General features: G+C 59.3%; 19 protein-coding genes. 9 read left to right on the top strand and 10 right to left on the bottom strand.

Going from position 1 to position 21,966, the window contains the following annotated elements; genetic code table 11:
- Positions 1-3: 3 nt before the first annotated feature.
- From IE061_RS02240 to IE061_RS02220, 5 genes are all read right to left on the bottom strand, one after another.
- Positions 4-1,824: a diguanylate cyclase gene (locus IE061_RS02240; protein WP_016914748.1), complete on the bottom strand. Its 1,821-nt coding sequence runs from the start codon at positions 1,822-1,824 to the stop codon at positions 4-6.
- Positions 1,825-2,053: 229 nt separating this feature from the next.
- Positions 2,054-2,920, bottom strand: coding sequence for a LysR family transcriptional regulator ArgP (locus tag IE061_RS02235; protein WP_016914747.1), 867 nt, complete (start codon positions 2,918-2,920; stop codon positions 2,054-2,056).
- Between the two features lie 94 nt (positions 2,921-3,014).
- On the bottom strand, positions 3,015-3,782 hold the full coding sequence (locus IE061_RS02230; protein ID WP_016914746.1) for an ATP-binding cassette domain-containing protein: 768 nt from the start codon (positions 3,780-3,782) through the stop codon (positions 3,015-3,017).
- A gap of 157 nt (positions 3,783-3,939) precedes the next feature.
- On the bottom strand, positions 3,940-4,152 hold the full coding sequence (locus tag IE061_RS02225; RefSeq protein WP_230478347.1) for a cytochrome b/b6 domain-containing protein: 213 nt from the start codon (positions 4,150-4,152) through the stop codon (positions 3,940-3,942).
- A gap of 4 nt (positions 4,153-4,156) precedes the next feature.
- Complete coding sequence (locus tag IE061_RS02220; RefSeq protein WP_016914744.1) at positions 4,157-5,089, bottom strand: siderophore-interacting protein; 933 nt, start codon at positions 5,087-5,089, stop codon at positions 4,157-4,159.
- A gap of 186 nt (positions 5,090-5,275) precedes the next feature.
- On the opposite strand from IE061_RS02220, the gene fhuB reads away from it, so the two are divergent.
- The 3 genes from fhuB to IE061_RS02205 all read left to right on the top strand — a co-directional run bounded on the left by fhuB (position 5,276) and on the right by IE061_RS02205 (position 9,822).
- Positions 5,276-7,267, top strand: a complete 1,992-nt coding sequence (gene fhuB, locus IE061_RS02215) for a Fe(3+)-hydroxamate ABC transporter permease FhuB (protein ID WP_016914743.1) — start codon at positions 5,276-5,278, stop codon at positions 7,265-7,267.
- Between the two features lie 49 nt (positions 7,268-7,316).
- A complete protein-coding gene (locus IE061_RS02210; RefSeq protein ID WP_016914742.1) occupies positions 7,317-8,975 on the top strand; it encodes a multidrug ABC transporter permease/ATP-binding protein in 1,659 nt (552 codons plus the stop codon).
- Positions 8,976-9,207: 232 nt separating this feature from the next.
- A complete protein-coding gene (locus IE061_RS02205) occupies positions 9,208-9,822 on the top strand; it encodes a LysE/ArgO family amino acid transporter (protein WP_016914741.1) in 615 nt (204 codons plus the stop codon).
- On the opposite strand, the gene ltaE is transcribed toward IE061_RS02205, so the two are convergent.
- Entirely contained in the window at positions 9,814-10,830 is a 1,017-nt protein-coding gene (gene ltaE / locus IE061_RS02200; RefSeq protein ID WP_016914740.1) for a low-specificity L-threonine aldolase, read from the bottom strand. The genes IE061_RS02205 and ltaE overlap by 9 nt on opposite strands.
- 93 nt (positions 10,831-10,923) lie before the next feature.
- Between ltaE and IE061_RS02195 the strand changes: the two genes are divergently transcribed.
- A complete protein-coding gene (locus tag IE061_RS02195; protein ID WP_016914739.1) occupies positions 10,924-12,144 on the top strand; it encodes an NAD(P)/FAD-dependent oxidoreductase in 1,221 nt (406 codons plus the stop codon).
- 70 nt (positions 12,145-12,214) lie between these two features.
- Complete coding sequence (gene speG, locus IE061_RS02190) at positions 12,215-12,754, top strand: spermidine N1-acetyltransferase (protein ID WP_016914738.1); 540 nt, start codon at positions 12,215-12,217, stop codon at positions 12,752-12,754.
- An 857-nt stretch (positions 12,755-13,611) separates the two neighbouring features.
- Here speG and IE061_RS18165 read toward each other — a convergent pair.
- On the bottom strand, positions 13,612-13,743 hold the full coding sequence (locus IE061_RS18165) for a hypothetical protein (protein WP_016914735.1): 132 nt from the start codon (positions 13,741-13,743) through the stop codon (positions 13,612-13,614).
- A gap of 152 nt (positions 13,744-13,895) precedes the next feature.
- On the opposite strand from IE061_RS18165, the gene IE061_RS02185 reads away from it, so the two are divergent.
- From IE061_RS02185 to IE061_RS02175, 3 genes are all read left to right on the top strand, one after another.
- Positions 13,896-15,608, top strand: a complete 1,713-nt coding sequence (locus tag IE061_RS02185; protein WP_016914734.1) for a thiamine pyrophosphate-dependent enzyme — start codon at positions 13,896-13,898, stop codon at positions 15,606-15,608.
- A 64-nt stretch (positions 15,609-15,672) separates the two neighbouring features.
- Positions 15,673-16,479 carry an alpha/beta fold hydrolase gene (locus tag IE061_RS02180; RefSeq protein ID WP_193460852.1) on the top strand — a complete coding sequence of 269 codons (807 nt, stop codon included), beginning with the start codon at positions 15,673-15,675 and terminating at the stop codon, positions 16,477-16,479.
- A gap of 43 nt (positions 16,480-16,522) precedes the next feature.
- Positions 16,523-17,290 carry a metallophosphoesterase gene (locus IE061_RS02175; protein ID WP_193460851.1) on the top strand — a complete coding sequence of 256 codons (768 nt, stop codon included), beginning with the start codon at positions 16,523-16,525 and terminating at the stop codon, positions 17,288-17,290.
- A 99-nt stretch (positions 17,291-17,389) separates the two neighbouring features.
- On the opposite strand, the gene IE061_RS02170 is transcribed toward IE061_RS02175, so the two are convergent.
- Positions 17,390-18,328, bottom strand: a complete 939-nt coding sequence (locus IE061_RS02170; RefSeq protein ID WP_193460850.1) for a cation diffusion facilitator family transporter — start codon at positions 18,326-18,328, stop codon at positions 17,390-17,392.
- Between the two features lie 119 nt (positions 18,329-18,447).
- On the opposite strand from IE061_RS02170, the gene IE061_RS02165 reads away from it, so the two are divergent.
- The gene (locus tag IE061_RS02165) at positions 18,448-18,963 is read left to right on the top strand and encodes a GNAT family N-acetyltransferase (protein WP_016914730.1); all 516 of its coding nucleotides are present in this window, start codon (positions 18,448-18,450) and stop codon (positions 18,961-18,963) included.
- 15 nt (positions 18,964-18,978) lie between these two features.
- Here IE061_RS02165 and nirD read toward each other — a convergent pair whose 3' ends face one another.
- Entirely contained in the window at positions 18,979-19,365 is a 387-nt protein-coding gene (gene nirD, locus IE061_RS02160) for a nitrite reductase small subunit NirD (protein ID WP_040460920.1), read from the bottom strand.
- 69 nt (positions 19,366-19,434) lie between these two features.
- The gene (gene nirB / locus IE061_RS02155) at positions 19,435-21,960 is read right to left on the bottom strand and encodes a nitrite reductase large subunit NirB (protein WP_193460849.1); all 2,526 of its coding nucleotides are present in this window, start codon (positions 21,958-21,960) and stop codon (positions 19,435-19,437) included.
- Between the last annotated feature and the right edge of the window lie 6 nt (positions 21,961-21,966).

Here is a 21,966-nt window from a genome sequence, read left to right as displayed (position 1 = left end):
TGGCTAACCTCTGGCAGAGTAGCGATAAGCGGCAGCGTCAGTGCGTGCCTTGGCAGCGTACATATGCTGGTCGGCCTCGTGAATCATGCGCTCCAGCAGCGCGTCGTGGCCCTGTTCGTCGCTGCGCTGATAGCAATGCAGCCCGCTAACGCCAAGGCTGATGCCGACGCAGACGCTGACCCCACAAGGCAGTTTGATGGGGGAGCGGATGGAGTGCTCGATGCGTTGGCATACGCTGTCCAGGATGTCCGGTTGCTGGACACTTTTCAGCAGGACGATGAACTCATCGCCCCCGAACCGAGCGCAGTGGTCGCCCAGTCGCGCTGCATGGGCGAGCCGCTTGGCCACCTGTTGCAGCACGAAATCCCCGGCATCGTGGCCGTACTGGTCATTGATGGGCTTGAACCGGTCGAGATCGCACATGATCAGTGCCACTGGCTCGTGGGTGCGATAGCTCTGATTAAAGGCAGCCGCTGCGCAGCGTGTCAGTCCGTTGCGGTTCAATAGGCCCGTCAGCATGTCATGGTTGGCAAGCTGTTCCAGCGCCTGAGTGCGTAAGGCTACTTTGGCTTCCAGGATGGCCTCCTGCTTTTTGAGCATGGCTACCGTATCGGCCTGTGCCTGCTCCTTCTGGCGTTTGAGCTTGTTGAAGCGGGCGGCCAGGGCAAACGATAGCAGCAGCATTTCCAGTGCCGAGCCGATTTGAATGCCGTGCAAAGTAATGAAGTTGGCGGGCAGAACGCCCATGTTGCGTAGTGCAAACACCGCCGCACCCAGCAGAAAAATGCTCCACGCCAACACGAAGAGACGGGCACTGGGCACACGCCGCCAACTGCCGTAGATGCCGCATATCAATAGCAACAGCGAGGCGCTCAGGCCCGTGACATCAGTCAATACCAAAGCCAGTGGGATGGGTAACACCAGTGACGCTGCCAAGGCCAACCAGCAGTAGACCCGAAACAGTGAAATGACGCGATGCCATCGAGGGGTATAGTGCGCCGTGTTCAAGAAGCTCTGGGCGAACAGGGTCGCCATGGCGGACGCGAAGGTAAAACCAATGGCCACCAGTCGCGGGGTCTGCTCGGCCAGAAAGCTCCAGAACATCAGTGTCCCAAGGCCGTTGAAGGTCAGAATGGCCAGGGTGAAGCCGAAAGCAAACAGGGCGTAGTGCAAAAAGACCCGTTCTTTCAGGCCAAAGAACAGCAAAAAGTTGTAAAGCCCCAAGGCGAGCAGCATGCCAAAGTAGGTGGCCAGCCAGAAGTTGTAACGATCGTTCTGCGCATGGAACGCATCAGGGGTCATTAGGCTGTAGCTCAAGAACTTGCTGCCGGAGGTATTGGCTTGCAGGTACAGCGTGACGCTTTCTCCTCCTTCCAGATGAATGGGAAAGACGATCTGGCGATGGGCCAGGGCACGCTCATCCACGGGCAGAGTGCTGCCCCCGAGCTGTACTTCGCTGAACTGGTCGCGCAGCGTATAGAGCGCAATCCTGTCGATGAACGGATACTCGAATTTGAGTAGCCATTGGACCGGATGCGGTGAGGCGTTATGTAGGCGAGTGGTTAGCCAGGACTCTTCGGCGGTATAGCCAAAATGCAGGTCAGACGTTTGCGATACCGGCGTGAAGGCCGGGTCAAGTGCCAGCAGCTCGCGCAGCGTCAACGACTCCGGTGTGTGCCAGTAGCGAGTGTTGCTATTGAGCGAGTAAAACGGCTGGTCCGGTGAAACAGACAGTGCCGGTGCCGCGACCGCCCACGAGCTTGTGCTCAGGAGGCACAGCAGCAGGACGGCCAGCAGGCGCTTTACCCAACAGAGAGGACCCATAAGCATCGCTTTTTTGATTTTTCTTCTTTTCTCGACAGGCCTCTGTAGGGTTCCCTTGGCCCGGGCGAGCGCTATACGTTGTCACTGGGTGTGTCGATGACAGTAGTAGCAAATTAATCACGTCGCGACCAGTGCTTTGCCCCGTTGGCTACGTTTGATCATCCAACGATACACACGTGAGTGTAGCCAGCTTTGAAGATGCAGGCATGAAGGTAAAGCCAGATTGGTGCTAAAGCGTGAAATGGTTCAGTCTTTCGGTTAGTCGATGCAGCAGGTCGCCACTGTGCCGCCAGAAGTGCCAGTAAAGCGGTACCGAGAGCGAACTGTCTGGTGCAATACTCACCAGTTGCCCACTGGTCAGCTGAGCAGCGGCCTGTAATTGGGGCACCATGCCATACCCCATGCCTGCCGTGGCCAGCTGCACGAAACCTTCGGAAGAAGGGCACAAGTGATAGGGAAAATGCCCATGGTAGCCACACTGCGCCAGAAAGCGATGCTGCAGCTGGTCGTGCGGGCCAAACACGATGGCCGGTGCGTGTTGAAAGGCCGTGGCCGTTGGGCCATCCGGGAAGAAACGTGCCACATAGCCCGGGGAGGCCAGCGGTAGGTACACCATCTCGCCCACTTTGATGCAGCGCGCACCTGCCATGGGCGTAGGCGTTGAACACAGGCAGGCCGCCACATCGCCATCCTTCAGGCGTTTCAAGCCGATTTCCTGATCTTCGATCACCAGATCCAGCAGTATACCTTCGGCAAGGCAGATGGGGGCGACGGCATCGGCCCACCAGGTACCGACGCTATCGGCATTGACGGCGATTCTCAATCGGGAGGCTTGTTGATCCAGTGTCGGGAGGGTTTGTCGGAGGTCGCGTTCGAGCAGCCGTACCTGCTGATAGTGGGTCAGCAGGCGCTGCCCTGCGGGGGTAGGGGCCAGCTCAGGGTGGCGTATCAGTACCGGTTGACCCAGGCGGGTTTCCAACGATTTTATGCGTTGTGACACGGCAGATTGGGACAGGCCGAGAAGATCGCCTGCGCGCTCGAACCCGCCGCCTTCCATGACCGCTGCCAGTGCTTGAAGAGATTTGTAGTCCACCATGGCCGCTCTATTGGGGGTAAGGTAACCAGCCTATCTTCCCCCAATGTACGGCGGACTTGCCAGCACTCAATGTGGCTGACTGGCCTGGCCGCCCCTACTGGGCGACGGCAATCCGGTGCTCCCCATTGGGGTGGGGCATCACCTGCATGGGGAGCCCGTAAATAGCTTCCAGAGTGGCATTTTGCATCAGTGCTTCGGGGGCGCCATGGGCCAGCAGGCGCCCGCTGTGCAGCGCCATGAGGTCATCGCAGTAACGCGAGGCCATGTTGATATCATGGAGCACGATGATAACGCCCAGGTTCAGTTCGTCGCACAGCTGGCGCACCAGTGCCAGCACTTCCACCTGGTGGGCAATGTCCAGGGCGGCCAGTGGCTCGTCCAGTAATAAAAAGCGGCTGCCTTGGGCAATCAGCATGGCGAGCCATACGCGCTGGCGTTCGCCGCCGGAGAGCGTGTCTACCAGGCGGTCGGCAAAGGCTTCCGTATGCGTCAGGGCAATGGCACGCTCGATGGCTTCCTTGTCCTGCTGGTTGTGACGCCCCAGCAGCCCGTGCCACGGGTAGCGGCCAAAGGCCACCAGCTCACGGCCTGTGAGGTTTTCAGCGCTGGGCAAATGCTGCGGCAGGTAGGCCACCTGGCGTGCAAATTCGCGGCTACCCCAGGCGCTCAAGGGGTGCTGGTCGAAGTAAATATCGCCTTCGGTGATGGGCTGCTGCTGCGCCATCAGTTTGATCAGTGTCGACTTGCCCGAACCGTTGTGGCCTATCAGACCGTATACCTTGCCCTCATGAAAGGTGTGCTCAATGGGAGCAAGAATGCGCTTACCATTGATTTCAAAGGTGGCGCCTTTGACCTCGAACATGAATGACTCCTGACGATGAATAGACCGGAAGGTGCCATTCTAGTGCTAATGGTTCTCATTTTAATAGGGAGGGTGAAAAGATTTTACGATCACGCCCATGCACTTCGTACACATGATCTGTACATGGTTGCCAACATGGAACGCGTGGACACAGCTGCTACCGGTCTCTTGCCTCCACCATTCGCGCCAATACGTTGTCTTTCAGCCAGTAGCGGTGGATCAGTGCCATCGCGATATGGCCGACGACGAGCCCGCATAATAGCCATGAAAGCGGACCATGCAGTAGGTCGGCAGGGGAGATCATCCAGCCAATGGGTGTTCGATCCGGCGCGCTCGTGCCGCCGTTATTCAGTGCTTCGTTGTGAGCCATTCCTTTAACCATTGGCTTTGTCCTGACGCCAGTAACCCATGCTGGTGACGTACTGTTTGGGTAGCCCGCGTTCGTTGACCAGATAGCGGCGTAGCCTCATGGCGACTTTGGTTTCAGCAGCGATCCAGGCGTAGAAGGGCGCGCTATCGTCCAGTGTGGCGGGTTCCCAGAGAGGACCGTCCTCATCGTCGTATTCGTCGTTGGTAACGCCGGGCATGCCAGTGCCGCCCAGCGCTTGAATTTCCTTATGCAAATCGATATCGCGCAGCGCTCTCATCAGTAGTTCACCGTGTTGGTAGTCGGGTTCGGCATCGCGGGGCAGCCAGTGCAGTTTGGCGGCCTGAGGCAGCGGCTGAACGTCGTCACTGCGGGGCACTTCGAGCAGCGCTTCGACCCTGGGTTTGAGCGGCAGGCCATCGAGGGTTTCCAGAATACCGGCGGCAGCGGGGAGAGCGGTTTCGTCGGCAATGATCAAAATACGGCGTACGCCTTGAGGCGGCTTCCACTCGTAGCCCTGCTTTGGGCCTTCTGCATTGGCGTCGGGGGCGGTCATGGCAAGCCGGTCGCCTGGCTGGGCATGCATGGCCCAGCGTGAGGCAGGGCCGTTGTCGCCATGCAGCACGAACTCTACATCCACTTCAGCTTGTTCTGGGCGCAGGGCACGGATGGTGTGGGTGCGTGCAGCGGGCCGTTGGGCGTCTGGCAGCGCGCGATAAGCGCCGTACCAGTCGTGCTCTTCCAGCTTGGCGATCTCGAACAGTGGGTCGAGACTGCCGCCCCCCTTGGGGAAGAACAGTTTGACGCGTTGGTCAGGAGCGTAGGTTGCCATGTGGCCAACCTCTGGGCCGGTAAAAGTGAATCGGACTAACGAGGCACTGACATGGGTGCGCCGGGCGAGGGTGATATCGAAAAGCCGGTAATTTGGTTTAGCCGCCATCGGAAGGTCTCCTGTGTATGAAAGGTCAATTGTAGTGCTAATTATTATCATTTAGAATCGCTGTTAATGATCTATGCAGCAATTTCCGTTCACGCGTTTTCATGCAGGTAAGGGTAAGACCATGAGGGTGTTGGCTATCACGTCCAGTGTTGCGAGCGGCATGAGTCCCGCCAAAGAGGCCTCGCTATGTTAAGTACCGCGGGGCGCCTGGGCGGAGTGTCACCTGCCAAGGCCTGCCTATTGCTTAGCCTGCCCATGATGGTGCTGTTTTGGGTAGGCCTGGAGAGTCAGGGGGGAATTGCGCTGGGCTGGAAAGCGTTGGTAGCCCCCTCTTTCGACACCGTCGATGAGCTGCTGCTGCACTACGCCTGGTGGCCGCGTTTATCGATTGCGCTGCTTGCCGGGGCCGGTTTGGGGTTGGCAGGCGTGCTCATGCAGCAGGTGCTGCGCAACCCTCTGGCGTCGCCGACAACGTTGGGCGTGGCGTCGGGTGCTAATTTGGCGTTGATGACCGCCACGTTAATGCCTCCTGGCTTATTAGTGGTGGGGCGTGAATGGGTGGCTCTGCTGGGCGGCGCGCTGGCCGTGGGGCTGGTTTTTCTGCTTTCCTGGCGTCGGGGGCTGGCGCCTATCGTGGTGGTGTTGGCGGGCCTGGTCGTCAATTTGTACCTGGGCGCGCTCTCGACAGCGCTACTGCTGTTCAACCATGAGGCGCTGTCGGGGCTGCTGATCTGGGGGGCGGGGTCGCTGGCGCAAAATGGCTGGGACGGCGTGGCCGTGCTCTGGCCTCGGTTGGCGATTAGCTGCGTTGCTGCCTGGTTCTTGCTGCGCCCGCTAGCAGTGCTGGAACTGGACGATGCCAGCGCCAAAAGCCTAGGGGTGTCGCTTGCCTATCTACGCTTTGCGGGGATGGGATTGGCGGTATTCATTACCGGCAGTATCGTCAGCGTGGTGGGCATCATTGGCTTTATCGGCCTGGCGGCACCCAATATCGTGCGCATGGCCGGGGCACGTCGGTTAGGTCCACGACTAATATGGTCCACGCTACTGGGCGCGGTGCTGCTGGCGACCACGGACCTGCTGCTGCAGCAGTTCGGTGGTATGGGGGCAGCCTTCATTCCCACCGGGGCGGTTACCGGTGCCCTGGGGGCACCGCTACTGATGTGGCTGATTCCGCGCCTGAAACTGCAGGGCGATCAGCCGCCCAGAGGAGCGAGTGTCGTTGCCCGCCGCCATGCTGCGCCGTCACGCTTGGTCACCGGATTGATCCTCGCACTCTTGGCTGCCACGTTGCTGGGGCTGCTCGTAGGCCAGGGGGTCGATGGCTGGTACCTGCTCTCGCCAGAGAGCTGGAATGTGATGCAGTGGCGCTTGCCGCGGGTGATGGCGGCCGCTGCCAGCGGGTTGATGCTGGCCATTGCCGGGACGATACTCCAGCGCCTTTCCGCCAACCCCATGGCCAGCCCGGAAGTGCTGGGTATCAGCGGTGGCTGTGCCATCGCGCTGATTCTGGGGATTTTCCTGCTGCCCGCACCCACCAATATGATGCTGATTGGCGTGGGTACCCTGGGCGCTTTCGCAACGCTGGTGGTGTTGGTGGGCATCAACCGCAATAGCGGCTATCTCCCTGAACGTTTGCTGCTCACCGGGGTGGCGGTGAGTGCGCTGTTTGACGCCGTACGCAGCGTGATGCTGGCGGGCGGCGACCCGCGTGGTCAGCAGGTGATCGCCTGGCTGGCGGGGTCTACCTATTACGTGGATATCACCCATGCGGTGGTGGTAGGGGGGATTGCCGCGGTATTGGCACTGATTACGCTGCCCTTTACCCGCTGGCTGGATATCTTGCCATTAGGCCCAGCGACGGCCAGAGCGCTGGGGGTAACGCTTAACCGCGCCCGCCTGGCGCTGCTGTTGCTGGTGGCGCTACTCACTGCCTGCGCCACCCTGGTGGTTGGGCCACTGTCGTTCATTGGCCTGTTGGCACCGCACATGGCGCGCCTGGTCGGCTTCTCTCGGGCAGGGCAGCATCTGTTGGGCGCGGCGTTGATCGGCATGCTGCTGATGGTGCTGGCGGACTGGGTAGGGCGCCAGATTATTTTTCCCTATGAGATACCGGCGGGCCTGGTGGCGTCCTTGATCGGCGGCGCCTATTTCATGTGGGGGCTGCGGCGGTTGTGATTGCCCTCTCTATTGGTGGTGATAAGAAAAAAGCCCAGGAGTCGTGGTGATGGAGCTGTTGAAGATCGTATGGCGTGATTACCGCTGGCCCTTCGTCGCCGTGTTGCTACTGAGTCTGGCCAGTGCAGGCCTGGGCATTGGCGTCATCGCGTTTATCAATCAGCGCCTGCTGGGTTCCTTCGTTGATCCCTGGCGTATTCTGCCCGAGTTTCTGGGGCTTATCGCGCTGCTGCTGGTGATTACCCTGGCATCGCAATTGGCGCTGACCACGCTGGGCCACCAGTTCGTTTATCGGCTGCGGGGGCAGTTGATCAAGCGCATTCTGGATACCCATCTCGAGCGTGCCGAGCAAATCGGCAGTGCGCGCCTGTTGGCGAGCCTCTCCACCGATGTGAACTCGGTCACCGTTGCCTTCATACGTTTGCCGGAGCTGGTGCAAGGCGGGGTGCTGACGGTGGGTGCCACGCTTTACCTGTGGTGGCTTTCGCCTGCCATGCTGGGGATCTCCGCATTGTGGGTGATCGTGACGGTGGTCATCGGTATGCGTCTGGTGGCGAGGGTGTATGGGCACATGGCCAAACTGCGCGAGATACAGGACCGTCTCTATGCGGATTACCAGTCCGTTATCGAGGGGCGCAAAGAGCTGGCGCTCAACCGCGACCGCGCCGAATGGCTGTACCGCGATGTCTATACGCCCAACGCCAAGGATTGTCGCCGTCATTACATTCTGGGCGATACCTATCATCTCAGCGCCGTGAACTGGTTCAACATCATGATGCTAGGGGCGATTGGCATCACCTTCTTTTTGGCCAATGGCCTTGGCTGGGCATCGGTGCAGGTGGCCACCACCTTTTCGCTGACTCTGCTGTTTCTGCGCGCGCCGCTGATACAGGCGATAGGCGCTTTCCCGACGCTGATCAACGCCCGAGTCGCGTTTGAAAAGATTCGTAGTCTGGAGCTGGCCGAGCACAGTGAGACCTTCGGCCACGCGGCCCTGCGCCACGATTGGCAGGAACTGACCCTGGAGCAGGTCTGCTATCGCTATCCGGATGAGGAGTCGCGCTCGGGCTTTGCCATTGGTCCTATCGATCTGACCTTGAAGCGTGGCGAAGTGGTCTTTCTGATTGGCGGAAACGGCAGCGGAAAATCGACCCTGGCGAGGCTACTGACCGGGCTTTACCACCCGCAGCGTGGCTGTGTCCGCGTCGATGGCAAGCCGCTGCGCGACCAAGACTGGACACGCTATCGACAGCACTTTTCGGCCATTTACACAGACTTGCACTTGTTTGACCGGTTGATGGGGCCAGGGGGCGATGCACCCGACCCGGCCCTGGTGGAACAGTGGCTGGCCGCCTTGGCCATGCAGAACAAGCTCGATTTCGACGGCGACCGCGTCACTAATGCCAACCTCTCCCAGGGCCAGCGCAAGCGCCTCGCCATGCTGCTGGCGGTAGCCGAACAGCGCGATGTATTGCTGCTGGACGAGTGGGCTGCCGACCAGGACCCTCAGTTTCGGCGCGTCTTCTACCGCGAGCTACTGCCGCAGCTCAGGGCACTGGGCAAAACGCTGGTCGTGATCAGCCACGATGACCACTATTTCGACCAGGCCGACCGACTGCTGGAAATGCGCGGCGGGCAGCTCGTCGAACTCACCGGTGAGCAGCGCGCAGCGGCCAGCCGCGACGCGGTGGCCCGAGTGAGCGGATGAAAGCACCATGACGATCCCACCCGCTGCCGCGCACTCGGTTTGGTGTCGCTTTTCTTGAGATCCCGGCACGCATGAGGTGCCTTGAGCAGCAGGGTGGTGTTGCTCCTGCGTGGCAAGCGAGACGTCACGCCTATAAGAAAAGCTAATGGCCTATTCGCAGTATGATTTTTATTTATTGACGTTGCCGCCTATCGTAGCGCTTCACTTCTTGCAGCGGCGATAGGGATAGGTCATGTGGCAGAGCTATATAACGGGGCTCGTGGTATGCGGCGGGATCATCATGGCCATTGGGGCACAAAATGCCTATGTGCTGGGGTTGGCCATTCGTCGTGAGTACCACTGGTGGTCGGCGGGCGTGTGCATGAGTGCGGACATAGTGCTGTTGACCGCGGGCATGTTTGGCGTCAGTGCGTTTCTGCTGACCATGCCCAATGCCATGGAAGTCCTGCGCTGGGTAGGGGTGCTGTTTCTGGGCTGGCTGGCCGCCCAGGCTTTGTGGCGTGCAGGTAGTGGCCGAGAGGGGCTGACCGCCAACCACGCACGCACACGCAGTTTACGCGGCGTGCTGTTGGCGACCCTGGCTGTCACGGTGCTCAATCCACAAGTGTATCTGGATACGCTGCTGTTGATTCCTGCCGTCGGGGCCCAGCAGGAGAGCGCCGGCGTGTTCGTGGCGGGCGCCGCGACGGCCTCGGTTCTCTGGTTCAGCTTGCTGGCCTGGGGTGGCTCGGCGCTTTCCCCCTGGCTCTCTCGCCCCGGCGCCTGGCGCGTCATCGATGGCGCCATTGGCGTGATGATGCTGGTGATTGCCGTGCACCTGGCCTTGGGGTCGACACTGCTATCGTGATGCCGCCGCGTCGAAGTAGCGCCCCATGACCTCCAGCACACGCTCGACAGCGGCGTCATCGATATCGCGATGGATCACCAGTCGCGTGGCGTAAAGCAGCTGGATCAGAATGTCGTGCTCTTTCAGCCAGGCAGCCAGCGGGGCCACGTGGGCCTGATCGACGCGCAAGAACACCATGTTGGTGGCGTGAGAGGTGACCTCGAGCCCGGACAGCGCTGCCAACCCTTCTGCCAAACGCGCCGCGCGGCGATGATCATGGGCCAGGTCGGCCACGTGATGGTCGAGGGCATGCTGGCAGGCCGCAGCGATGATGCCCGCCTGGCGCATGCCGCCGCCTACCATCTTGCGCCAGCGCCGTGCGCGCTCAATTAACGCGTGTGACCCTACCAGCGCTGAGCCCATGGGCGTGCCCAGCCCTTTCGAAAAGCAGAGTGACACGCTGTCGAACGGTTGGCACAGCTGCTTCAGCGAGGTATCCGTGGCGACGGCGGCATTGAAGAGCCGAGCGCCGTCCAGGTGTGTTGCCAGCCCGTGAGCGCGCGCCAGCTCGGTGGCCTGCTGAACGTACTCGGCGGGCAGCACTTTTCCACCGATGGTGTTTTCCAGCGCCAGGAGCCGCGTACGGGCAAAGTGAACGTCGTCGGCTTTGACGGCGGCAGCGATTTTGTCGAGTGGCAGGCTGCCGTCTGCGGCGTTTTCTATCGGCTGTGGCTGGATGCTGCCCAACACGGCGGCGCCGCCGCCTTCGTAGCGGTAAGTATGAGCATTCTGGCCCACGATGTACTCATCGCCGCGTTCGCAGTGCGCCATGAGCGCCACCAGGTTGCTTTGGGTGCCACTGGGGAACAGCAGGGCAGCCTCCTTGCTCGTGCGCTCGGCAAGGGTCGCTTGAAAGGCGTTGACCGTCGGGTCGTCGCCCCAGACATCGTCGCCCAGAGGCGCTTCCAGCATCGCTGCCCGCATCGCGGAGGTGGGGCGAGTGACCGTATCGCTACGTAAATCGATCATCGTGACTCCTTGTTCACAGCGTGGCCGTCGGGCAGATCACCGATAAACCACTATGGTTAATGGGTGACAGGATCACCCAGCATAGGCGAAAAAATGGATCTTAAAAGTGGCTACCCCTTCTGGACGGTCAGCAATGGCTTGTTGACCCGTTATCCTCAGCTTACCCATGATCTTCAGGTAAACATAGCCATCATCGGCGGCGGTATCACCGGGGCGTTGATCGCCGACGAGCTGACACGTCATGGGCATGACGTGGCCGTCCTCGAGCGTCGTGACGTGGGGTGGGGCAGCACGGCGGCCAGTACGGCGCTGTTGCAGTACGAAATCGATACACACTTGTACCACCTGGCACAGCAATACGGTGAAGCGAGTGCCGTCATGGCCTATCAGGGGTGTGCCGAGGCGGTTCATGCATTGGCCGCCCGTGCGGCAGAGCTGGGCGATATCGCCTTTCGTCGTCAACAGAGCCTTTATTTTGCCAGTGAAGCGGACCATCTCTCTTCTCTTCGGGACGAGTTTGCCATTCGCAAGCGGTGGGGGTTCGATGTGCAGTGGTGTTCGCCCGAGCAGTTGCAGGAGGCGTATGGCTTTAACGCACCCGGCGGTATCCTCTCGCATCTGGCGGCTACCGTGGACCCTTACCGCATGGCTTACCAACTGCTCGATGAGGTCGTTGCCAGAGGTGGGCACGTATACGATCGAACGGCGGTGGAGTCGTTGGAGGCAGACGGAGCGACCATGGGGGTTCGTTTGCGCAACGGCGCCCTGGTACGCTGTCAGCAGGTGATCATTGCGGCCGGTTATGAAAGCCAGACATGGCTGCCAGAGCCGGTCGCCAGCAACCGCAGCAGTTACGCGTTCGTCACCGACCCTTTGCCATGCGGCATGCTCGGCAAGCTTCGCGATACCATGGTCTGGGAATCGGCGCGCCCCTACCTCTATTTACGCTCCACCCATGATGGGCGTTTGCTGGTGGGTGGTGAGGATGACGAGGAGGATCTTCCTGAACGCAGGGACGCCCGAGTGCTTGAAAAAGCGGCATCGCTGGCCGAAAGGGTCTTCTCGTTATGGCCTTCTCTGCGTATGACGCCTGCCTTCAGTTGGGGAGGTACCTTTGCTGAAACCGAGGACGGGCTGCCTTATTTCGGGACCCATGAGGCGCTGGGGCCGAACGTGCACTTTGCCATGGCCTATGGCGGAAATGGTATTACGTACAGCATGATAGGTGCACATCTCTTGAGAGCCCATCTCGAAGGCAGGCGGCATCCGCTGAGCGACCTGTTTTCTTTCGAACGGGGCCAGCGGGCACGCTGAACTTATCGCTCATCCACCAGACAAAGCCCGGTAACCCACTGAGTCAACGCGATTGAATGAGACACCTATCATGAGCCCAGTACTGTATCTAAGGGCGCTGGAGCGCAACGACCTGCGCTTCGTGCATGAGTTGAACAATAACCAGAGCATCATGTCGTACTGGTTCGAAGAGCCCTACGAGTCCTTCGATGAGCTGGAAGAGCTCTATAACAAGCATATTCATGATAACGCAGAGCGCCGCTTTGTTGCCGAAGACAGTAGTGGTAGTGCGATTGGCCTGGTGGAGTTGATCGAAATCGATTACATCCACCGTAGCGCCGAGTTTCAGATCATCATTACGCCAGAGCATCAGGGCAAAGGATTCGCACGTTCGCTGATACGGCAAGCGCTACACTACTCTTTCACCATATTGAATTTGCACAAGGTCTATCTGATCGTCGCGGTAGAGAACGTCAAGGCCATTCACTTATACGAGGAAAGCGGTTTTATAGAAGAGGGACATTTGGTGCAGGAGTTTTTCATCAATGGTAAATATCGTGATGTAAAGCGTATGTACATCTTGCAAGAGCGCTATCTGGCCGAACTCGAAGCGCAACAACCGAAGGATTGAGCCAGAACTCGGCCTCCATGATCGTTACCGAGGTCATGAGGTCGATGCTAGAGATGGCGCCTTCCTTCTTGTTACCCGATAGACGAGAACGGTCATACCCGCGTGCTGTTCGGACACGACCACAAAAATATGCGGTTAGAAAAATGCCAGTCAGACTTAACTGACTGGCATTAGAGCATACTGACTGTTTTTTTAAAGCGAGGCAATGTTAAATGAATTTTTGACGCGTCTCTACCCATAGCCATCTTTATTGTGCTCTGTGCGAATTCATGACAGGTCAATGAACCTGATGATCGGAGGTTCAAAATGAATAAAGAGGCGTCACGGGCAACGTGCTGGTAATGAGAAAAAGGGAAGTGCGGTAAAAGAAAACGCTCCTGCGTGACGTATCTATATATACGCACTGGCGGAGCGTTTTGGGGAGCCGTATGGCAAGGGTTATTGCTGGCGCATATAGTCGGCCAGGGCATCGAAGGCGGCACGCTGTTGCAGTGCGCGGGTTGCCCATACTTCCATGACATCGGGGTTGGCTTGGCTACGGGTAGTCGGCATGGCACTTACTCCTGGAGCAGAGGTTAATGAGTCGTTTTTGTTATACACAGCCTGCGTTGTGCGTTGCAGCAAGTTAGCTGTGATATGAATATTATTCGCTTTTGAACGAGCTGGCTAGTCCAAAGGGTGTAGGTGTTTTGCCATAGCCTGTAAGCGATTGCTTACAGGCCAGTCTAAAATTCTCCTATTTGACTGAATGGAAAAGGTTTTCATAGAAAAAGAAGCCGACAGGTCATGTCGGCTTGGGGTGTTATCTTTTCGTCTAAGGGAGGGAGAGAAATACAGAAAAGTCGGGCGGCCGCGTGCTACTGATCGGACTGACGCTGATCGACATAAGCACTGACGGCTTCGTTGGCGGCCTGCTGCCACTGTGCGTATTGGCACCAGAAGTTGACTACTTCCGTATCCTCGTTCGTTAGATCCGTTGATAGTGTCATTGCGTACTCCTCTTGGGATACCGCCTATTCATTATAGACGTCTTTTGCTGCAATGCAGCATTTGCTTTGCGTTCATCCATTCGGCAAAGCCGCGTCACAGCAGCTAGGCTGAAAGGAGTGCCTAAATGTCATCGTCGCGAAAGGAGTCGCAAATGAGCGCAAATGTAGCTGAAATCATTGTCGAAACACTGCAAGACGCCGGTGCCAAACGTTGTTATGGCGTGGTAGGGGATACGCTGAATCACTTTACCGATGCCCTCCGGCAGAGCGATATCGAATGGATAGGCGTTCGCCATGAGGAAACGGGCGGCTTTGCAGCAGGAGGAGAGGCTTATATTACTCAGGAGCTGGCGCTATGTGCCGGTTCCTGTGGGCCTGGCAGCCTGCACTTTGTCAATGGCCTGTTCGATGCCCACCGTAATGGCTCCCCCGTGGTATTGATTGCCTCGCAGATATCACTGGGTGAAACCGGCAGCCAGTTTCCTCAGGAAGTCGATCAGAGCGCCATTTTTCAGCAGTACAGCGTGTTTTGTGAAACCGTGGTATCGCCGGAGCAGGCGCGCCGCATGGCTGCCTTGGCGGCCCAGGCCGCCCTTACCAAGCGCGGGGTGGCGGTGTTGATCGTGCCCGGCGATATCATGACGCAAACGCCCGACAGCACCTTGGGCTACCGTACCCACCGTTTCAGCTACTCCGTGCGCCCCAGTGCCGAGGCGCTGGTGCCCGCCGTCGAGCAGCTCAACAAGGGGGGCAATATCACCATCTTTGCAGGCGCAGGCTGTGAAGACGCCCGCGAGCAGGTCATGGCGCTGGCAGAAAAGCTCCAGGCGCCGATTGCTTGGACCTCCCGTGCCAAGGACTTCATGGAGTACGATAACCCTCATCAGGTAGGCATGACCGGCGTATATGGTCTGGAAGGTGGCTACCATGCCGTCGCGGAGTGCGACACGCTGTTGCTGCTGGGATGCAATTTTGCCTTCAGCCAGTTCTACCCGGAGCGCGCCTGTATTCTTCAGGTAGATGTGGACCCCGCCCAGATAGGCAAACGTTACCCGGTGGATGTGGGCATCGTCGGCAGCACTCGGGACACCTGTGAAGCGCTGTGCCAGGTGGTGCAACCCAATACGCACACCCGGTGGCTGGAAAAATGCCGCAAGCGTTATGCCAAGTCGCTGGAAAAGTCGGCTCATCAAACCAGGGATAACGATACGATCCACCCACAAGAGCTGACCCTGGCCATCGACCGGCACGCGGCCGACAACGCCGTGCTGACCGCAGACACCGGCAGTGTCAACGTGTGGATGCTGCGCCATATCCGTGCCCTGGAGGGCCGCCGCACCCACTCCAGCCTTCAGCATGGCACCATGGCGAACGCTTACCCGCAGGCCTTGGGGATTCAGTTGGCCTACCCCCATCGCCAGGTGATTGCCATGTGTGGCGATGGTGGCCTGACGATGCTCATGGGCGATTTACTCACCCTGGTCCAGCAACGAATCCCGCTCAAGATCGTGGTGTACAACAACAGCTCCCTGAGCTTCGTGGAGCTGGAGCAGAAAGTGGAGGGGCTGTTGGATAGCTACACAGAGCTGCAGAACCCCGACTTTGGAGAAGTAGCCAGGGCCATGGGGCTGTGGGGGCGCCGGGTAGAGCAGCAGTCGGAGCTGGACGTGGCCATCAGCCAGTGGCTGGCTCAACCTGGCCCCGCGCTGCTGGACGTAGTGGTCAACCCCATGGAGCTGGTCATGCCGCCCAAGGTAGAAGCAGGGCAGGTCGCCTCGACCGCGCTGTACTCGGCCAAGGCGGTGTTGAGCGGACGGATGGATGATGTGGTGCATCTGGTCAAAAGCAATTTCCTGAAGCGCTAGCACGGCAGTGGCATGCTATGTTGTCAGCAGCTCACACAACACTGACAACACAAAGAGCCATGCCATGACCTCACACTCGGATGCAGTGACCGTTCATGACCGCTGGGTAGATACCCCCAGCGGTCGTCTGTTTACCCGCACCTGGCAGCCGCGCCATGCACGCTCGGCGGTGCCGATTCTGCTGTTTCACGACTCGCTTGGCTGTGTGGAACTATGGCGCAGCTTTCCCGCCGCCCTTTGCCAGGCCACGCAGCACCCAGTCGTTGCCTACGACCGTGCGGGCTTCGGGCGTTCTGACGCTCGATTGGCGAAACCGCCCCATACCTTCATCGAGGACGAATACCGTCAAGCGGTTGCAGCACTGCTGGAGGCGTTGGCAATCACCCACTTCATCGCCCTGGGGCACAGCGTAGGAGGCTGCATGGCCGTTCACTGTGCAGGCCAACAGCCGGAGCGTTGCCGAGGCTTGATCACGATCGCCGCGCAGGCGTTCAACGAACCGCGCACTCGTCAGGGTATCGAAGCGGCCAAGGAAGCGTTTCAACAGCCCGACCAGTTTGCCAAGCTAGCCAGGTACCATGGCGACAAAGCCCGCTGGGTACTCAACGCCTGGGTGGACACATGGCTAAGCCCCGCGTTTGCAGAGTGGTCACTCATCCCAGCGCTTGAACAAGTACAGTGCCCGACACTCGTGCTGCATGGCGAAAAAGATGAGTACGGGTCTCATCGTCAGCCAGAGCGTATTGCCCGCTATACCCAAGGCCCCGCTCACTGCGAAATGCTGCCCGGCATCGGTCATATTCCTCACCGGGAAGCCGAAGCTGTGGTGGTCGAGTTTGCCCGCCAATTTATCGCTCGCCTTGCCTATTAACGGCTTAAGCCCAAGTCCAAGTAAGCACCATGAGAGACGTTCTATGCGTTTAAGAGTTTTATCCGATCTTCATTTAGAGCATTTTGACGGACACCGTGAACTGCCGCCTGCCGAGGCGGATGTGGTGGTGTTGGCAGGGGATATTCATCGCAGAGCAGAAGGGTTGGCATGGGCACGGAAGCAGTTTCCCGACCTGCCGATTCTCTACGTGCCGGGCAACCATGAGTTCTACGGCACCTGCATGCCGCTGCTGCGCCAAGAGCTAGCGCTAGAAGCTGCTCGGTATGATATTGAGCTGCTAGATAATCGCAGCGTGACCATTGGCGAAGTACGCTTTTACGGCACGACGCTCTGGACAGATTTTGCGCTCTATGCCGACGACCCCACCCGCAATCCATTAGAGACCGAAGCGAAAGCACTGCGCTACATGCCCGATTTTCGCATCATTACCACGGCTCCCGGCCAAGTGTTCACTCCCCAAGCCAGCCAAGACATGCACCGTGAGGCGCTGGAGTGGTTGAGTCGCGAGCTTCAACAACCTTTCGATGGCCCCCGCGTCGTGGTGAGCCATCATGCCCCACTGCACGGTTGCATTCCCGAACAGTATATAGGCGACGCGCTCTCGCCCGCCTTTGCCTCCCACCTACCGCAACTGATGGGCAAGATGGACTTGTGGATTCACGGCCACGTTCACGAACCGGTGGATACACGACACAGCGGCACCCGCATTATCGCCAACCCGGGCGGTTATCCAGAGGAGTTTTCGCCGCCGCTGTTTCGACCTGATTGGGTGGTCACGGTAGGTGAATAAGGGCTGAAATGACGCGCTGCTCTATAACCTAGCTACACTCCTACCTGTGATGATAACAGTTGCTCATACAACTACAGGGAGTGATAGGCGATGGAATTTTTAGTTAGAGTACTTTTTCACTAACAGCCCACAAGAGGGCGCTGCCCAGCGGTTGTCAGCGGTGAACACCACGTCGCACACCACTGGCGAGTAGTAGCGGCGTACTTCTTCATCGATGCGCTGACGCAGCGCGTCTTGGTTTGCCAGTGTCGCCTCTGGGAGGTCTTTGGGGAGTACCACGTGGACGATGACGTAAAGCAGGCGGCCGGGGCGCACCATACGCACGCGCACCTCCAGGGTGTCGATATCGGCAAGGCCACGGGCTACGGCTTGGCGCACCGGTTCGGCGACGGCTTCTTCCGGAGTTTTGTTGAGCAGCTCTCTGAGCGCTTGCGATGCCATGCGCACGGGGACCCCCAGGCAGAGAACGACGACCGCAATGACCAAGACCGAATCGATGTAGGGAAGAACAGCCCGCCAGCCGAGACGATCAAATAGCATCACTAGGCAAAAAGCCACCAGTACGGCCCCTGAAATCACGCTATTGACCAGCCAGTTGAGTTTGTCGGCGGCCACCAAGGGGCTATTCACATGACGTTGACTACGCTGCATGACCCAGGCAGTGAGCGAGCAAGCGGCGGTCGCGAACAGCGCATAAATCACCGCAAGCCCTGCGGAAATTTCTCGCCCACCGGTAAGCAGTGCGGCCACGGCATCCACCAGTGCGAATATCGATACCCCCAAAATCAGCAAACCTTTGCATAAATTAACCAACGACTCGAAGTAGCTGTAGCCAAAGGGGTACGACTCGCTATCTGGGCGGCTGGCAAGCTTGCTGACCTTGATGGTCACCAGCGCTACGCTAAAGTAGATAAGGTTGAACAGGCCGTCCAACAGAATGGCTTGAGAATTCGAGGCCAGCGTGGCGATGATGCCTGCACAGCCGATCAAGAGGGCCATGAAGGCGGAAAAAGCCAGGGTCGAGGCTTCTGTTTTCATGAACTGATGGCTCCCATGCCTACCTAATCAAGAGGCTGGCAAGCATAGCAACAGGTTGGCCGGCAATGTCAGCGATTTCTTGCGGAATTGCCCGTACGCCCCCAGGGAAGGTGATACTCATGCAACATGCCCATGACGTGGCCTTTGATCTGCTCACCCCAGAAGATGCAATCGACTTGCTGCATTTCGAGCTAGCCGAGCGCGTCTGGTTCGAGCAGCATATCGAAGCGCGTCCAGAGCGCTTTTACACGCCGCAAGGCGTGGCTCAGCACATCGTCGAGTGTCTGGCGCTCCATGCTCAGCGGCGGATGAGCCCCTTGATCGTCCGTTGGCGCGGCAGGATCGTAGGCCGGGCCAATCTGCGTGATATCGACAACGGCCAAGCCCGCGTCGGGTATCGCATTGCGCAAGCGGCCTGCGGTCAGGGGCTTGCCCATAAAGCGCTCCACCGCCTGATCGAGGATGCCCGCTGCCTGTATGGCATCACCCGCCTGGAGGCCATCGTGGCGGAGGAGAACGCTGCCTCCAGGCGGGTGCTGGAGAAGGCGGGTTTCCGTGCGGAACAGCGTTTGACGGCTTACTCGACCGTATTGGGCAGCCCTCGGGATTGCCAGGTGTTTTGCCGCCGTTGGTGAAGCGTGTGGCTCACCTTACCCCTTTATCCACACCTCCTCCCCCTGGAAGCGTACCTGCCAGGTACGCAGCCTGATGGTGTCATCTTCCACGCACAGGCCATCCTCCAGGCGGAAGTGCTGTTTATACAGCGGGGAGGCCACGACGGGCTTGCCCTGCAGGTCGCCGACGATACCTCGGGCGATGACATAGGCGCCTGAGAAGGGGTCGCGGTGGTCCAGGGCGTAGAGTTCGTGCTCGTGGCCGGGTACGTAGAAAAGCGCCACCTGGGCGGGGCCTTCCGGCGTGTCCAGCCAGGCGGCCACGCCTGAAAAAGCGACCAGGTCGGCCCTGGTGCACAATGGCTGCCAGGTATTCGCGCTGGCAGTGGTGCTTATATCAGTGCTGGTGTCTGTATTCGACATGGTGTCTGTACTGGACATTGTGTGCTGTGCAGTCGCGGTCATGGCGATTCTCGTGGCGGATGGGCGAAGTTATACGGGGCGCAGCTGGCCACGCTCGGAAGTCATGATGATCGACGGGTCGGGGCGCTGGTCGTTGACGAAACTGCGGAAGCGCTTGAGCTTTTCCGGGTCGCTGATGGCGTTGGCCCACTCGCACTGGTAGCTGTCCACCACGTGCTGCATCTGGCGCTCCAGCTCAGCACCGATGCCGAGGCTGTCTTCCAGAATCACGTCTTTCAGGTAGTCCAGCCCGCCCTCCAGGTTTTCACGCCATACCGACGTGCGCTGCAAGCGGTCGGCCGTGCGGACGTAGAACATCAGCAAGCGGTCGATGGTGCGGTAGAGCTGTTCGTCATCCAGGTCGGTGGCGAAGAGTTCCGCGTGGCGTGGGCGCATGCCGCCATTTCCGCACACGTAGAGGTTCCAGCCGTTCTCGGTGGCGATGATACCGATGTCCTTGCTCTGGGCTTCCGCACACTCCCGGGTGCAGCCGGAGACGCCGAACTTGATCTTGTGCGGCGCGCGCAGGCCCTTGTAGCGGTTCTCCAGCTGAATCGCCATGCCGACGCTGTCCTGAACGCCGTAGCGGCACCAGGTGCTGCCCACGCAAGACTTCACGGTGCGCAGGGATTTGCCGTACGCGTGGCCGGTCTCGAACCCTGCTTCGATCAGTTCACCCCAGATGGCGGGCAGGTCCTCCAGCCGGGCGCCGAACAGGTCGATACGCTGGCCGCCGGTGATTTTGGTGTAGAGCTGATATTTCTGGGCCACTTGACCCAATACCACCAGCTTGTCAGGCGTGATTTCCCCGCCCGCAATGCGTGGCACCACCGAGTAGGTGCCGTTTTTCTGCATATTGGCCATGAAGGTGTCGTTGGTGTCCTGCAGCGGCACGTGGGCGGCATCGGTAATCGGTTCGTTGAAGCAGGAGGCGAGAATCGAGGCCACCGCTGGTTTGCAGATATCGCAGCCGAGGCGATGCGTCTCGACATTGCCGTGCTTATCCATTAGCTCGCTAAACGTCTTGATGCCTTCGACTCTTACAATGTCGTAAAGCCCTTGGCGGGTATGAGCGAAGTGCTCGCAGATCGATGTATCCACCTCGACGCCGCGGGCCACCAGTTCGTGGTCCACCACGCTTTTGAGCAGCGCCGCACAGCCGCCGCAGCCGGTGCTGGCTTTGGTGGCACCTTTAACGCTGCCAAGGTCAGCCGCGCCCGCGTCGATGGCACTGCAGATGCTACCTTTGGTCACGTTGTGGCAGGAGCAGATCATCGCCGTTTCCGGCAAGGCATCCGGCCCCAGCGCCGGGGCAGCACCGCTTTGTTGCGGCAGAATGAGCGATGCGGGTTCCTTAGGCAGCTCGATGCCGTTGGCGTAGTACTGCAACAGCGTGTCATACGCGCTGTTATCTCCCACCAGCATGGCCCCCAGCAGCTTCTTACCGTCGCTGGTGACGACCAGTTTGCGGTAGACCTGAGTGAGCGGGTCAAGGTATCGGAACATGCGGGCGCCAGGATTTTGGTTGCCGTGGGCATCGCCAATGGAGCCGACATCCACACCCAGCAGTTTTAGTTTGGTGCTCATATCGGCGCCGCTAAAACAAATATCGCCCCCCGTCAGCGTGGCGACGGCCGTTTTGGCCATTTGGTAGCCAGGCGCCACGAGGCCAAAGATACTCTGATTCCACAGCGCTACCTCGCCGATGGCGAGGATGTTCGGGTCGCTGGTGCGACATTGGTCGTCGATCACCACGCCGCCGCGCTCGCCGATGCTCAAGCCGCACTCTCGGGCGAGCGTATCCTGGGGGCGAATACCGGCGGAAAAGACGATCAGGTCGGTTTCCAGCACCTTGTCGTCTTGGAAGACCATACGCAGACGGCTGGTGTCGCCGGGTTCGATACGTTGAGTCGCACGCTCGGTGAGTACCTGAACCCCCAGGGCCTCGATTTTTTCTTTCAGCAGCTCGCCGCCTTCGCTATCCACCTGCATGGGCATCAGTCGTGGGGCGAACTCCACCACGGCGGTGTCCAGGTTCAGCCCGCGCAGCGCGTTGGCGGCTTCCAAACCGAGCAAGCCGCCACCCACGACCACGCCGTTGGTGGCGTTTTTGGCCGCTGCCTGAATGGCATCCAAGTCATCCAGGGTGCGGTAAACCAAGCAGCCTTCGCTGTCGTTGCCGGGAATGGGCGGCACAAAGGGAAAGGAGCCGGTGGCCAGCACGAGCTGGTCATACGCGTAGTGGCCCTGTTCGGTCACCACCAGCTGCTGTTCGCGGTCAATCGCGGTGACCGCTTCGCCGCTGCGTAATTGAATGCCGTGGGTGTGGTAGTAATCGGCGTCGCACAGCGCAAGCGACTCCGCATCGCGGCCGCTAAAGTACTCGGATAAGTGCACGCGGTCGTAGGCGCGGTGGCGCTCTTCGCCAAATATCGTCACCTCAAACCCCGCCAGCGCGCCGCTTTCCACGAGCTGCTCGGCAAAATGGTGGCCGACCATGCCGTTGCCTACAATGATCAGCTTTTGCTTGTTGGAAGACGTGGTTGGAGTAGACATTGTGTG

It is taken from the genome of Vreelandella hamiltonii, from assembly GCF_014651795.1.
GTDB classification, from domain to species: Bacteria; Pseudomonadota; Gammaproteobacteria; order Pseudomonadales; family Halomonadaceae; genus Vreelandella; species Vreelandella hamiltonii.
The sequence above is the reverse complement of the archived record's forward strand: the minus strand, read 5'-3'. Positions and strand labels throughout refer to the sequence as shown.